The organism is Lelliottia sp. F153 (genome assembly GCF_002870005.1).
Classification (GTDB): Bacteria; Pseudomonadota; Gammaproteobacteria; order Enterobacterales; family Enterobacteriaceae; genus Enterobacter; species Enterobacter nimipressuralis.
The window spans coordinates 86,884-101,164 of sequence record NZ_PKFT01000004.1; the positions used below are offsets into that span (position 1 = coordinate 86,884).

The following is a 14,281-nucleotide window of genomic DNA, read 5'->3' on the forward strand; positions in this document are numbered from 1 at the left end:
ACAACGTTCAGAAGACAGAAATGAAAACAGGTTATTGTGCGTGACCGGAGGGAATGTGAGGCGAAAAACAGCTGGCAGAAAAGCGGCTATCTCTTTCGATTGCAAAAAAAAAGGCATCCGAAGATGCCTTTGAATCGCGTCTGAAAATTAACGCAGCAGGGACAGCATGGTCTGCGGAACCTGGTTGGCCTGGGCCAGAACAGAAGAGCCAGCCTGTTGCAGGATCTGCGAACGAGACATGTTGGACACTTCCGTTGCGTAATCAGAATCCTGAATACGGCTACGCGCTGCAGACAGGTTGTTTACGGTGTTGTTCAGGTTGGTGATGGTGGACTCGAAACGGTTCTGAGACGCACCCAGCAGGCTGCGCTGGTTATCAACAGATTTGATTGCCGCATCGATGTCTGCCAGCGGGCCGCCATCTACGCCACCGGTAGAGTTCACTGTACCGCTCAGCACGTCAAAGCCTTCAGCTTTGGTGGTACGTGCAGTACCGTTAATTGTCTGACCAGAGGTATCAAAGGTTGCGCCAGTGGCGTTGTACAGGTTGAAGCTGTCAGAGCTGGTCAGGTTGATAGCGATAGTTTCGTTATCTTTAGAGCCTACCTGGAAGCTGTAGCTGCTTGAACCAGTACCGGTGTTCAGCACTTTGATGCCGTTGAAGTCGGTCTGCGTGGTAACGCGGTTGATTTCTTCCATACGCTGGTTAACTTCAGCCTGGATGGAGTCGATGTCAGATGCAGAGTTAGAGCTGTTCTGCGCCTGAACGGTCAGGTCACGGATACGCTGCAAGTTGTTGTTGATCTCGCCCAGCGCGCCTTCAGCGGTCTGTGCCAGAGAGATACCGTCGTTGGCGTTACGTGCAGCAACACCCAGACCGTTGATGTTAGAAGTGAAACGGTTAGCAATCGCCTGACCCGCAGCATCGTCTTTTGCGCTGTTGATACGCAGGCCGGAGGACAGACGCTCAATGGCGGTGCCCAGAGATGACTGGGATTTGCTCAGGTTGTTCTGAGTCATCAGAGAAAGGGTGTTAGTATTAATAACAGCCATAGTGTATTCCTTTGAATTAGTTGTCAGATTTAGGCGTCTGCCTACGGCTTTCTCGCCGTCAATGTGATTATCGACACCGCTTTCTCAACCTTTAGAAAAAAGATCATTTTTTTAAAGGCGCAAACTACCCATTATTTGCCTCCTTTATTTGCGCATTGTTTTTTTAAATTAACGCTAATCTTTTTTGCGTTTCTGCCGATAGACCATCCAGTGATTGTCTCAATAAAGGATGAAGTGTTATGGCAAGTATCAGTTCGCTCGGCGCAGGTACCAATCTGGGACTCAGTACGTTGTATGACAATTTACAGACTGCTGAGCAGACCAAACTGACACCGATTACTACGCAGCAAACCTCTTATAAAGCAAAACTCACTGCGTGGAACGTGGTTCAGGCTTCGTTAACCAAATTACAGACGGCCTCTGACGCGTTAAAAAATACCTCGGCTATTGCTCAGGCAAAGGTGTCCACCACCAACTCGGCATTTAGCGCCACGCTTTCTACTAGCGCAACAGCGGGCACTTATTCAGTTGAAGTCAGTTCTTTAGCCGCTTCACAATCCTTGCTCAGCCCGAAAGTGGCCAGCAAAGATACCGATCTTGGCGACAGCAGCATGAGTTCGCGCACGATCACGATCACTCAGCCAGGCCAGAAAGATCCGCTGACCGTCACACTGGCTAGCGATAAAACCAGCCTTTCTGATGTGCGTGACGCGATTAACGCCAAACAGGGCAGCGTGACCGCCAGTATTATTAAAGCAGACGACAACAGCTATTATCTGGCACTGACGTCTCGTGATAGCGGTACGACGAATAAAATGACCGTCACCACGGATGACGCTGAACTGGCTAAATTCGTGAGCTACGATCCGGCAGGATCAAGCAATGTCATGACCGAGCAGGTTGCGGCTTCCGATGCGGTCGTAAAAATTAACGGGATTGAAATTACCCGTAGCAGCAACACCATTACCGATGCGCCAGAAGGCGTAACGCTGAACCTGACCAAAACCAATAAAGGCAGCCCAGAAACGCTGACGGTGGTGAAAGATAACCAGCCGATGCTCGACGCGGTTCAGGCCTTTGTGGATGCGTATAACTCGCTACAAACCACCATTGGTAACCAGACGAAATATACCAAGGTTGATCAGGGTAATGGCGCGCAGGACACCAGCAACGGCGATCTGTTGGGCGATGGTACGCTGCGCAGTATTCAGACTCAGCTGCGTTCAAAACTCTCTGCGCCTCAGGGTAGCGGCGATTTAGCCACTCTGTCTCAGCTGGGGATTACGCAGGACATCACCGGTAAATTGACCGTTGATAGCACCAAGCTGAATAAAGCGCTCACCGAGAAATCGGCCGATGTGATTTCGTTCCTGTCGGGTGATGGCAAGACAACGGGCTTCGCGACCGAAACCAGCAACTTGCTGAAAAGTATCTTAGGTACCGACGGTTCCGTTAAAAACGCCACCGACGGCATTAACAAAACGTTGAAACAGCTTTCGGATCAATACGATCGCGTCAACGACCAAATTACCGCCACCATGGCACGTTATAAAACGCAATTTACCAGCTTGAGCCAGCTTGTTTCTCAGATGGATTCCACCGGTAGCTATCTGACTCAACAGTTCAACGCCATGAACAGTTAATCAATGATGAGTTGAGGTTTTACCATGTATACAAAATCGGGGATTCAGGCATATGCCCAGGTTGGCGTGGAGAGCGCCGTCCTGAGCGCCAGCCCGCATCAGTTAGTGGTACTCCTTTTTGATGGCGCGTTAAGCGCCATGAAAAAAGCCATGATACTGATTGAGCAAGGGGATATTCCCGGTAAAGGGCAGGCGCTGAGCAAAGCAATTAATATTATCAGTAACGGTTTGCAGTCCGGGATCAACCATGAAGTTGGCGGAGAACTGGCGACAAACCTTGATAGTCTTTACGACTATATGACAAGGCGCCTTTTACAGGCCAATCTTCATAATGACATTAATGCCATCAATGAAGTGGTGGAGTTACTGAATAACATCGCTGACGCCTGGAAAGAGATAGGCCCACATTCTCAAAACGTGCGGGACAATTACTAATGGATGCCAATCTCGGGTTGCTCCAGCATTATCAGCAGTTGTTAGCCACCAGCACCGCGATGCTGGTGCTGACAAAATCTGGGCGTTGGGATGAACTTATTGCTTATGAAGTCGATTACCTTTCGGCCGTAGAAAAACTTACCCGTTACCAGGATGCAAGCGAAATTGCGCCCCAGCTTCAGGCACAAATTCGCCCTATTCTGAAACAGATCCTCAGCAATGAGGTGGAACTCAAAGCGTTATTGCATCAGCGTATGGAAGAGTTAAAAGCTCTGGTTGGGCAAACCTCCCGACAACATAATCTTAATGCGACCTATGGACGTCTATCAGGCAATATCCTTTTCCCCAACGATCTCTAGATTGACGGTGGCCCTGGCGGGTGAATGAAATTTCGCATTTCACCCGCTAATTCTTTTCTTCTCGACCATACTCTCTGTGTCCTCATTCTGGAGCACGGAAGATGAAAAACCCCACTCTATTACAATGTTTTCACTGGTATTACCCCACAGGCGGTGAGCTGTGGCAGGAAGTCACTGCACTGGCGCCCAATCTCAACGAGATTGGCATCAACATGATTTGGCTGCCTCCGGCTTACAAAGGTGCATCGGGCGGGTATTCCGTCGGATATGACTCTTACGATCTTTTCGATCTCGGTGAGTTTGACCAGAAAGGGTCCGTCGCCACCAAATACGGTGATAAAGCCCAGCTGCTCGAAGCCATCAATGCCTTAAAAAGCAATGAGATCGCGGTGCTGCTGGACGTGGTGGTGAACCACAAAATGGGCGCGGATGAGAAAGAGCCAATCCGCGTGCAGCGTGTGAACGAGCAGGATCGCACCCAGATTGACGATGAAATCATCGAATGCGAAGCCTGGACCCGCTACACCTTCCCCGTTCGCGCCGGGCAGTATTCCGAGTTTATCTGGGACTACAAATGCTTCAGCGGTATCGACCATATCGAAAACCCCAACGAGGACAGCATCTTTAAGATCGTCAATGATTACACCGGCGAAGGCTGGAACGATCAGGTCGATGATGAGATGGGGAATTTCGATTATCTGATGGGCGAAAACATCGATTTCCGCAATCACGCCGTCACGGAAGAGATAAAATACTGGGCGCGCTGGGTGATGGAGCAAACCCAATGCGACGGTTTTCGTCTCGACGCGGTGAAACACATTCCGGCCTGGTTCTATAAAGAGTGGATCGAACACGTCCAGGAAGTGGCCCCCAAACCGCTGTTTATCGTGGCCGAATACTGGTCCCACGAAGTCGACAAACTGCAGCACTATATCGATCAGGTGGAGGGCAAAACCATGCTGTTCGACGCCCCGCTGCAGATGAAATTCCACGAAGCGTCCCGCCAGGGCCGCGACTATGACATGAGCCAGATCTTCACCGGTACGCTGGTTGAAGCCGACCCGTTCCATGCCGTCACGCTTGTGGCGAACCATGACACTCAGCCGTTGCAGGCGCTGGAAGCGCCGGTCGAAGCCTGGTTTAAACCGCTGGCCTACGCGCTGATTTTACTGCGCGAAAACGGCGTACCGAGCGTGTTCTATCCGGATCTGTTCGGGGCGAGCTACGACGACACCGGCGGCGACGGCGAAACCTACCACATCGACATGCCGGTAATCGAACAGCTTCACGAGCTGATCCTGGCCCGCCAGCGTTTCGCCCACGGCGTGCAGACATTGTGGTTCGATCATCCTAACTGCATTGCGTTCAGCCGCAGCGGGACGGATGAGGATCCAGGCTGCGTCGTGGTGCTCTCCAACGGAGACGACGGCGAAAAAGTGATTAATCTTGGGGATAATTACGGCAACAAGAACTGGAAAGATTTCCTCGGCAATCGCGAAGAGACGATCACCACCAGCGCCGAGGGCGAAGGGACATTCACCTGCAATGGCGGCAGCGTAAGTATCTGGGTGATGGAGGATGTGCTGTAACGGGGATGGTTTGCCGGGTGGCGCGCTCGCTTACCCGGCAAACACTCACTTCACCTGGGTCTCAAGCGGATTTTTGGTCAGGTAATCTGCACACTCCACCGTCGGACGGTCGACGCGCTGCAACTCCATTCCATCGTATTCCAGCGTGTTGCCATCGCGTTCGAGCGGATAGATATCCAGCTTGCTGGTGACGTTGTAATAATCATCTGAACGCAGCATGATTTTACCCGGCACCGCAATCACGCGCTGCCACTGTCGGCAATCGAGAGTATCGCCCTGCTCTGTCACCACCAGCGTGGCGATCGCTTCCGGACTCACCATTTTGCTCTGCGGCCCTTTGGTCTGCCAGTAGCCCGCCAGATCTGAGGGAACAGGATGCTTAATCACGTCCTGATAATTATCGACCTGCACACATCCCGTTAATGCCAGCAACGCGCCAGCCATGATCATTTTTTTCATCATCTTTCCTGCCTGCGAAGAAAAAAAGATTGTGGCATTAAAGGCATGATGTCGCCAGACTTTCTGCTCACTGAAGTCGTGTCACATGGGTAAATGCGCAATCAGCGATGAACCCACCCACCTGCTCATGCGATTGTTTGATTCCCTAAGCGGTTATGCTCAGACTGACAATTATTACCTGCAATCGAATACCCACTGGAGAACTTCATCTTGCGCCAAAATCCCTTCGATCCTGGCTACTACAATGAGAATGAACTTAAGGACTTCGGCATCGGCTCTGTAGGAAAAAACGTCCTCATCGCAAAAAACTGCACCCTCATTGGATTAGAAAATATCTGCATTGGCGATAATGTTCGCATCGACGGTTTCAGCACCATTATCGCCACCGCCCCCGGCTTTTTACACATCGGTTCCTGGGTGCATATCGGAGGTTACAGCGCGATTTTCGCGGGCGCAGGGGTAACGTTGCAGGACTTTAGCGGGCTATCCCAGGGCGTTAAAATCTACACCACCAGCGACAATTATGATGGCTCCGTGATGACCAACCCCACTGTCCCGCAGGAGTTTACCGGTGTCATACGCGCGCCCGTTCAGATCGGTAAACATGCCATTGTTGGTTCGCAAAGTATTATTTTGCCTGGGGTTACGCTCGGCGAGGGTTGCGCAGTGGGTGCAAATTCACTGGTCTCTAAAAATGCGGAGGCATGGTCAGTCTATTTTGGATCACCCGCCAGACGTCTGAAAAAACGAAAAATGACACTGCTTGAACTCGAAGCGAAACTTAGAGAAAAGACTTAAGGGTCTCTCTCGGCAGTTTGATTTGCTGCTTTTCAGGCTCTGCACCGCGGTGCAACCGCCCAGAGGGCTATGTGTGATTAACTGACAATATCCACAAGTTTCTACCGACAGGTGATATATCACCAGTAGATAAAATGAATGCGGTTATTGGACGTTACCAGGGTGTGCATTATTGCACTCTCTTCTTTCTGGCATGGGAAGATATGGGTCAGCACGCCGTGGGCCACGACATCATCCAGCACCTCACCTTCTATCGCCACACCGTCTTCTGTTATCAAAGCGCCGCCCATAAGCCTTACGAAGTGATTCCGTCCGTCGTATGTCGCCAGAACAACGCCGTCTGGTTCTGGCTTCAGCGATGTGTTTATCACCGCTCAGCCGGAGTCTGTTTCGATTAATCTGCAGTTCATGTCGACTTCGTAGATTTTATTGAGTGTCAGCCGATCCTCTTCATAATCGGTCGCAGGTGAAGTAAATTCCATCAGAACACCCTCCCCATATTGCGGAGTATCCAGTACCGATTCTCGCAGAAATCCGGTGTCTTGTCGCAGAAGTCAGTCTGGTTGCACTCAATCCACAGGTCGGCTTCCGAATGACTGAAGTGCCGGCTGGCTTTCCTTAGCTCTCGGATAAAATCTTGTGTGTGCATATACCAGTATCCCTTCTGGCTTAGCTGAACTGCGGATACGAAAGCGGCATTGATGTCTGGTTTACGAGGCATGCTTCCCTCCGATTAATTACTGTATACATATACAGCATCGTCAATAATCAGAGTCGATCAAGTCTTATTGAGATGCTAAACTTCACCCCTTTCGGATTTCACTGATTTTAATCAGATTAACCTCACAGGAATAACGGGGCCGCACAATGCTGTTTAGCTCATCAGTATTCATTTTTATGTTTTTGCCAGTATCATTTTTTGGATACTTTTTGCTCAACAACCGCAGGTTGATTTCGGCGGGTAAGTGCTGGCTTGTAGCGTGCAGTCTGTTCTTTTATGGATACTGGGATGTAAGCTATTTGCCTTTGCTCCTTGGCTCAATCTTCTTCAACTTTGCGATTGGCGGAGCGGTTTCTCCTTTCACAAAAGGAACCCGCCTTGGGATTTCAAGGAGGATGCTCCTTGGCATTGCCATAACAGTTAATCTTGCATTCCTTGGTTATTATAAGTACACGAATTTCTTCATCGATAACATTAACGACCTTGCTGGTACCGAATTAACATTCAGGAACATAGTTCTTCCATTGGGAATCAGTTTTTATACTTTCACCCAAATAGCATTCCTAGTAGATAGCTTCAGAGGGCAGGCTAAAGAATACGACTTCATAAATTACGCCCTTTTCGTAACATTTTTCCCACATCTGATAGCGGGCCCCATCCTTCATCACAAAGAGATGATGAGCCAGTTCAAATCAAAATGGACCTGGGCGATTCGTTACCGAAATATCTTCATGGGACTTTTCATTTTTAGCATTGGGTTGTTTAAAAAAGTCATTATTGCAGACAACTTTGCTATCTATGCTGACGCTGGATTTGCACCCGGGGCACAACATGATTTTCTCAGCTCTTGGGCAACTAGTTTATCTTATACATTCCAGTTGTATTTCGACTTTAGCGGCTATTGCGACATGGCAATAGGTGCTGCACTACTTTTCAATATTTGGTTACCACTAAACTTCAACTCTCCATATAAGTCTCTCGATATCCAGGACTTCTGGCGTCGTTGGCATATCACGCTTGGTCGCTACTTACGTGACTATATTTACATCCCACTTGGCGGAAATCGTTGCGCTAACTATAGAGTGTATTTGAACTTGTTTATTACCTTCGTGCTAGGTGGGCTTTGGCACGGAGCAAGCTGGATGTTTGTGATCTGGGGTGCTATGCATGGCGGTGCCTTAGTTATCCACCGGTGGTGGAAAAAGCGCGGCTATAGTATGCCAAAACCTATGGCATGGGTCGTTACCTTCTTGTTTGTGAACACTGCCTGGGTCTTTTTCAGGGCTCATTCTCTTGAGGATGCGAAGCGCATTTTACACGGCATGATTGATATCAACTCGCTATATTCAATCTCTATTGAGCAGGCTCCGACAAAGATGATCGCCTGGAGCGGAATTCTTGGCGATTCCTTGGCTCAGCATTTGCCAGTAGGTGCCGTAGAAAACTTTGTATGCCTTGGTTTGATAATTGCCGGGTTTATCATTACACCTTTCAAAAACTCATATGAAATGACAGTAACGAAAGGTATGTACGGCTTAAAAACTGTGTGGATGAGCATCCTGTTCATAATCGCAGTTTATGCAACCATTCAGTCAACAAGCGCAGTATTCCTGTACTTTAACTTCTGAGGATTTTGAGATGAAAAAGTACATTCATAACTTCATCATTACTTCCCTTATCGGTCTGTCCATTGTGCCAGTTATAAATATTTATAATGATTTTACTGGCCCAAAAAATATCAACAAAAATGGGATTACCTGGCTTCACCATAGCAATCTCTTCAGTATGGACTTTGCGCTTCCACTTCTTGGTTATGCCTATTATAAAAATGGCGCATCCATTTCCCCAGAAAATACCATTGTTGGAAAAGATGGGTGGCTTTTTTTAGGCGACCGACACGCTTACGTCATGTCTGAATCAAGAGGCATGAAACCGTTCAATCAAGATCGTTTGGACAGATTTGCTGAGGCAAGAGCTAAATGGGATGGATTCGTGAAATCTCAAGGCGGGCTTGGTTACTTTGTCAGCATTGCTCCGAACTCTCATACAATTTATCGCGAGATGATGCCTGACTGGGCATTTAAGTCAAAAGCAAGCCCAAACGTTGAATACTTACTGTTACAGTCAAAAAAGGACAGGACTTTAGCGGACCTTAGCTCATCTATCAAAAGATACAAAAACTCTTCTCACGAGCCTTTATATTACAAAACCGATACACACTGGAACGAATTCGGCGCATGGTATGGCTACCAAGACCTACAAAGAAAAATCAGCGAGACCTTGCCTTCATTGCATTGGCTTGGCCCGGATGACATCCATTTGTCATTCAGTGAAAAATTAGGGGGCGATTTAAGTCGTTTTCTTCACATTACTCCATACGTTAAAGACACGGAAGTTTCAGTCAGGATTAAACGTGAATCGGAGTTGGAAATCACTGATTTTGAAGGCCATCATATTAGAAACGGTGACCTGTCTGATCGCCAGGAAAATATGGAAAAGCAACTGATTGTTCATTCTTCAAACGCGCTTAATGACAAGAAAGTTTTATGGTTGAGAGACTCTTTCGGGGTGGCGCTGTATCCGTACATGAACGCGACATTCTCCACCATCATTCAGCGTCACTACCAAGAGGTCTTGTCCGATCCAAAAAATATGGAAAAACTGATAAAGGAATTCAAGCCAGACCTCGTTATCATCACAACCATTGAGCGTAACTCTGTATCTGGATACTTTGGGAACACCCCCAACTAACATTGGAACGAGACACTAATGAAGAAAATAGCAATCCTTCTCACTTCATGTATGGCAGCTATAAGTGTGTCAGCAATTGGTGAGACAAAAGCATTAAGACTTTCACCAGATTTTTGTGTCTCGGCATTCAGGTCGCTTATGTCAGGCAGCGCATTGGCTCTTGATATCAAGCCAACAAATTCATCCGATACAGAAGTGGCTGTCATTATGCATTATCAAAATGGGGAGAACTTTCCGGAGGACTCGGTGGGAAAATGCAAATTGGTGGATGGCAATATTGTCATCTTCCCACCTGAAGTTACTTACAAATACAATCGTTAATCCATCCAGGCACCATAACCTGCGTTAGAACTGTTGCACTCAACCTCCAGAGAGTAATAGGCGGCGACATTAGCTCCGGATGTAGGGAAGTTGAAACGCAGGTACACCCTTGCCCTGTTGATGGTTGGAAAGCCCGCAGTCTTTGTTTCAGTAGTCGCATTTGGGTCCGACCAGACAACCTGAACAGAAGTTGGTTTTAGCAAGGTGGCCTGCGACTGGAACGGATAGAACAAATCAAAGAATGCATCTCCTCTCGGAAGGGCAATAATTTTCGAAACTCCATTCAATGTCGTATCGCTTGCCCCATTTGTCTTAAGCTTAGCTTCAAAGGTAAAGGAATCCCATACGTGGTTCCATAGCTGAGCCTGTCTATAAAGCCCCCTGGGCAGTGGGAAATCAACTTGCGCTGGCATCTGTGCGGCTGTAGCAAGTATGGAGCCTGTGTTAGCGCGCCCTACTGTTGGTTGCTTGAATAACAACACTTGCTTGCTGCCGTTTGTGACGGCTGCATTTGTCTTGAACACATCTTCATGATCACATGGTTCTAACACAAAATAACAAAGGTTAAGGGCATTTGGACCTGAGTTATGTACATATACAAATTTCCAACCTCTACCAACAAGCGATCCTACCCATGATTTCTTGGTTTCGGATGTTGGCCTTGCTGGTGCTACATAGTTAACCGTCTCACGAATTTCAGATGACATATGTTTCGGCTGGATGCGGTTGATAGCCGCATACCCGTCAACGGTATTCTCAGGTTGCGCCATTGAAATTACCCCTCCCTCCAGATAACCAACCATGAAGACATTTGCGGCTTCACAATCAAGATAAAAAGAGAAAAAGCTTACCGCTCCTGAGGAAGCGGGCATCGTCCCTGTTTGCCCATTTAAGACAAAGGATCCGGTAAGATTCATTGACTGAGTAGTATTCTTTCCAAACCACCCAATTCCATCCGAACTCCTTCCAGGCTGTTGTGCAGAAAATGATGAAATACCTTTGAATGGCCTTACCCATCCGCCAGCAAGGACGAAAGAGGCGACCGCGTCACCATATTTTGCATATCCAGCTTTATTGAAATGCACTGCATCAGAATAAACACTGTTATAGGTGCAATATTGGATGACGCTGTCACTGTCGAAAACAGGGCACCCGTACGCCTTAGCTAGCGATCTGACATATTCTGTGTATCTTTGCCCACCATCATTTTGACCAAACTACTGCGGAGTTGCAGTATGGACAACAACACTACAGCCCCAGTCAATGTAACGGCGGATTAATCGCTCGTAATAATCGCAGTATTGTTCGAAGGTTTCACCATCGACACCAGTAGCATCATTGATTCCCAGCATTAAATGGCAGACATTCGCATTAGGCTTAGTGGTCCACCTTGTCCAGCTTCTCATCACCGTGTCGCCTGACCAGCCGCGGTTAATTACGGAAACACTGGCAGGCGTTAAAAAGTTCAGCCTAATCTCAAGTCTACCAGGGTACTGTATCGGCGCAATTGTCTGAGGGTTGCCGGTTGGCGAGGCGATTTTATCTGAACTGATAGTGTCTGCCCCGCAGTAATGCGGTCCCCCACACAAACTATTTTCAATGAACCTCCCGAGCGCAGAAGATTATTAGCAACTCCAAGGTACCGAGTATTTTTTGCAAGGTAGAGAGACTGGTTTGCTTTATCTGCGACATCATTCAATGCCAATGCAACTGTCGTATCTTGGTGCCCCACCATGGCAGAACCGCCTGACGTCGCTAACTCTTTTCGAAGCACGTCACTAATGTCGACAGCAACCCATTTGCCGTCACCAATTCCTCCAGTTGAATCCGGGGTTGACCCTGCAGGTACAACTTTTGGTATGGATGAAAGATCGTCCCATCGATACCAGACATCATTCGTCTCATCTTAGTCCAGCTTAAGACTGGCGGCATACATGGATACGTTGAGAGCCAGATAGAACCAGATAGCGATCACCATAAATACTGATGCCGATGGGATGATGGAAGCTATCAGATGCACAACGAAAATGAACTTCGCGCGGCCACACCAGACCAGCCGCAGTTTTATAACAAGATGTCATAGGAGCGACCATGAGCGAACTGAACTTAATCGTGCCCAACGACTGGGTAACACAAGAAAAGCTGGTCGAGATTACCGGACTTCGCCCGGGAACTATCGAGGCGGCGCGCAAAAAATGCTGGATGGTAGGGCGAGAATATCTTCACATCTCCCCTGATGGCGTGTCGAAACCAAACAGTGAATGCATGTATAACCGTAAGGCCATTGACCAGTGGGTCGAGAGTCTCCGAAAAAATCAGCCGGGTGCACGTCAATGAAGAACCGTTTATGCTTAGCGGGTTCTTGGACGTCAGGAGGGAATAATGACTAAGTCAGCATACCCAACAGGCGTGGAGAACCATGGCGGTACGCTCCGCATATGGTTCATCTATAAAGGCAGCCGGGTGCGTGAAAGCCTCGGTGTGCCAGATACACCAAAAAACAGAAAGGTCGCTGGCGAACTGCGAGCGTCGGTGTGCTTTTCTATTAAGACCGGTAATTTCAACTATGCCGCTCAGTTTCCTGACTCTCCTAACCTGAAGAAATTCGGCGTGGAGAGCAAGGAAATCACCGTGCTAGAGCTGGCTAATAAATGGCTCGAACTGAAGCGCATGGAGATCAGCACCAATGCGATGTCTCGCTATTCATCTATAGCGCGCAATATGGTGCCGAGGATTGGCGGGGACAGGCTGGTATCTGCGGTTACTCAGGAAGACCTGCTGTTTATCCGAAAGGAATTGTTAACCGGCTATCACGTTATGAAAAAGGGACAGAAAACACCTGTAAAAGGCCGCTCTGTCAGGACGGTGAACAACTACATGAGAACCATGTCAGGTATGTTCAACTTTGCGGCTGATAGTGGCTATGTCAAAGCGAATCCGTTCAATGGTATCTCCCTTCTCAAGCGGTCACGTACAGAACCAGATCCGCTAACACGTGAAGAGTTTGTCAGGATGATAAACGCTTGTAGCCATCAGCAACTGAAAAACATGTGGTCGCTGGCGGTGTACACCGGGGTACGTCACGGCGAACTGGTGTCTTTGGCGTGGGAAGATATCGACCTCAAAGCGGGAACAATGATCATTCGCCGGAACCACACTTTAACGAAGGAATTCACACTTCCTAAGACAGAAGCTGGGACGGACCGCATCATTAACCTGATTCAACCGGCTTTAGACGTGCTGAAGAATCAGGCGGAAATGACTCGCCTTGGAAAGCAGTATCAGGTTGAAGTGAAACTACGCGAGTATGGTCGTTCAGTTGTGCATCCATGCACGTTCATGTTCAACCCGCAAATCGTATCGCGTAATAGTCTTGCCGGGCATCATTACGCAGTGGGGTCGATTAACCAGTCATGGGAGGTGGCAATGCGACGCGCCGGGATTCGCTATCGCAGAGCATACCAGTCCCGACACACTTATGCTTGCTGGTCATGAGCTGCCGGTGCCAACCCAAACTTCATTGCGAAGCAAATGGGCCACACCGACGCGCAAAGGGTTTATAGGGTGTACGGATCCTGGATGTCCGAAAATAACCAGGACCAGGTACTCATCCTTAACCAGAAATTGAGTGAGTTTGCCCCATCCATGCCCCACGCAGTGGGATCGGATGGTTATTAATTTTATATTTCATTAGGTTAGCTAACCTAAACCTGCATCGACATCATTTCCTGATAAGCCGAAACCAGCTTATTACGCACCTGAATACCCATCTGCAAAGAGACCGATGATTTTTGCAAATCGGTCATCACGTCGTTCAGCGCCACACCCGGTTCGCCGAGGGAGAACTTCTCTGCCTGCGCGCGTGCCGCGTTTTGCGTGTCGCTGATGCGATCGAGAGCGGCGTGCAGCTGTCCTGCAAAGCTGACCGTCGATTGTGTGTCCGTAACGTCCTGATTACGGGCTGTCATCGCCGTTGCCTGCAACTGGCTGATCACCCCTTCAATGCCTTGTATTGCCATGACTCTCCCCTGGATGGTTTTTTACGGGGTCAAGACTAGCACCTTGTCAATGAGATAATGGCGGTAAATAGCGTTAAAAAACCAGGTTATTTGACGAATAGAAAATCCCGAATCATCAAATAATGGCAGGGCC

14 protein-coding genes and 2 pseudogenes are annotated in these 14,281 nt (G+C 48.4%); 11 read left to right on the top strand and 5 right to left on the bottom strand.

All coding sequences use genetic code 11. The annotated features are described in order from the left end of the window. Positions 1-147: 147 nt before the first annotated feature. Positions 148-1,053 (bottom strand): flagellin, encoded by a 906-nt coding sequence (locus F153LOC_RS12435; RefSeq protein ID WP_102104019.1) that lies wholly within the window; start codon positions 1,051-1,053, stop codon positions 148-150. 239 nt (positions 1,054-1,292) lie between these two features. On the opposite strand from F153LOC_RS12435, the gene fliD reads away from it, so the two are divergent. From fliD to amyA, 4 genes are all read left to right on the top strand, one after another. Continuing rightward, complete coding sequence (fliD, locus tag F153LOC_RS12440; protein WP_102104020.1) at positions 1,293-2,696, top strand: flagellar filament capping protein FliD; 1,404 nt, start codon at positions 1,293-1,295, stop codon at positions 2,694-2,696. A 24-nt stretch (positions 2,697-2,720) separates the two neighbouring features. Continuing rightward, a complete protein-coding gene (gene fliS, locus F153LOC_RS12445) occupies positions 2,721-3,131 on the top strand; it encodes a flagellar export chaperone FliS (protein ID WP_102104021.1) in 411 nt (136 codons plus the stop codon). Further along, entirely contained in the window at positions 3,131-3,490 is a 360-nt protein-coding gene (gene fliT / locus F153LOC_RS12450) for a flagella biosynthesis regulatory protein FliT (RefSeq protein ID WP_102104022.1), read from the top strand. Before fliS ends, fliT begins: the two co-directional genes overlap by 1 nt. Before the next feature lie 101 nt (positions 3,491-3,591). After that, positions 3,592-5,079, top strand: coding sequence for an alpha-amylase (gene amyA, locus F153LOC_RS12455; RefSeq protein WP_102104023.1), 1,488 nt, complete (start codon positions 3,592-3,594; stop codon positions 5,077-5,079). Between the two features lie 45 nt (positions 5,080-5,124). On the opposite strand, the gene yedD is transcribed toward amyA, so the two are convergent. Continuing rightward, positions 5,125-5,538, bottom strand: a complete 414-nt coding sequence (yedD, locus tag F153LOC_RS12460; RefSeq protein WP_102104024.1) for a lipoprotein YedD — start codon at positions 5,536-5,538, stop codon at positions 5,125-5,127. Between the two features lie 210 nt (positions 5,539-5,748). On the opposite strand from yedD, the gene F153LOC_RS12465 reads away from it, so the two are divergent. The 5 genes from F153LOC_RS12465 to F153LOC_RS12490 all read left to right on the top strand — a co-directional run bounded on the left by F153LOC_RS12465 (position 5,749) and on the right by F153LOC_RS12490 (position 10,129). Then, positions 5,749-6,336, top strand: coding sequence for a DapH/DapD/GlmU-related protein (locus tag F153LOC_RS12465; RefSeq protein ID WP_102104025.1), 588 nt, complete (start codon positions 5,749-5,751; stop codon positions 6,334-6,336). A 134-nt stretch (positions 6,337-6,470) separates the two neighbouring features. Then, positions 6,471-6,734, top strand: a complete 264-nt coding sequence (locus F153LOC_RS21840; RefSeq protein WP_158238453.1) for a hypothetical protein — start codon at positions 6,471-6,473, stop codon at positions 6,732-6,734. A 469-nt stretch (positions 6,735-7,203) separates the two neighbouring features. Next, on the top strand, positions 7,204-8,685 hold the full coding sequence (locus F153LOC_RS12480; RefSeq protein WP_102104027.1) for an MBOAT family protein: 1,482 nt from the start codon (positions 7,204-7,206) through the stop codon (positions 8,683-8,685). A gap of 10 nt (positions 8,686-8,695) precedes the next feature. Beyond that, a complete protein-coding gene (locus F153LOC_RS12485) occupies positions 8,696-9,808 on the top strand; it encodes a hypothetical protein (protein WP_158238454.1) in 1,113 nt (370 codons plus the stop codon). Between the two features lie 18 nt (positions 9,809-9,826). Further along, complete coding sequence (locus tag F153LOC_RS12490) at positions 9,827-10,129, top strand: hypothetical protein (RefSeq protein ID WP_102128626.1); 303 nt, start codon at positions 9,827-9,829, stop codon at positions 10,127-10,129. Here the strand turns inward: F153LOC_RS12490 and F153LOC_RS12495 are convergent. Then, entirely contained in the window at positions 10,126-11,046 is a 921-nt protein-coding gene (locus F153LOC_RS12495) for a hypothetical protein (RefSeq protein WP_102104029.1), read from the bottom strand. The two genes, F153LOC_RS12490 and F153LOC_RS12495, sit on opposite strands and share 4 nt — an antisense overlap. Before the next feature lie 548 nt (positions 11,047-11,594). Next, a pseudogene (locus F153LOC_RS21630) lies at positions 11,595-12,011 on the bottom strand (hypothetical protein); the annotation flags it as partial. A 209-nt stretch (positions 12,012-12,220) separates the two neighbouring features. Here F153LOC_RS21630 and xisR point away from each other — a divergent pair. After that, positions 12,221-12,466 carry an excisionase family protein gene (gene xisR, locus F153LOC_RS12505; RefSeq protein ID WP_102104030.1) on the top strand — a complete coding sequence of 82 codons (246 nt, stop codon included), beginning with the start codon at positions 12,221-12,223 and terminating at the stop codon, positions 12,464-12,466. A 45-nt stretch (positions 12,467-12,511) separates the two neighbouring features. Next, positions 12,512-13,807, top strand: a pseudogene (locus F153LOC_RS12510) (tyrosine-type recombinase/integrase). A gap of 26 nt (positions 13,808-13,833) precedes the next feature. Here the strand turns inward: F153LOC_RS12510 and fliE are convergent. Then, entirely contained in the window at positions 13,834-14,148 is a 315-nt protein-coding gene (gene fliE, locus F153LOC_RS12515; protein WP_100779700.1) for a flagellar hook-basal body complex protein FliE, read from the bottom strand. Between the last annotated feature and the right edge of the window lie 133 nt (positions 14,149-14,281).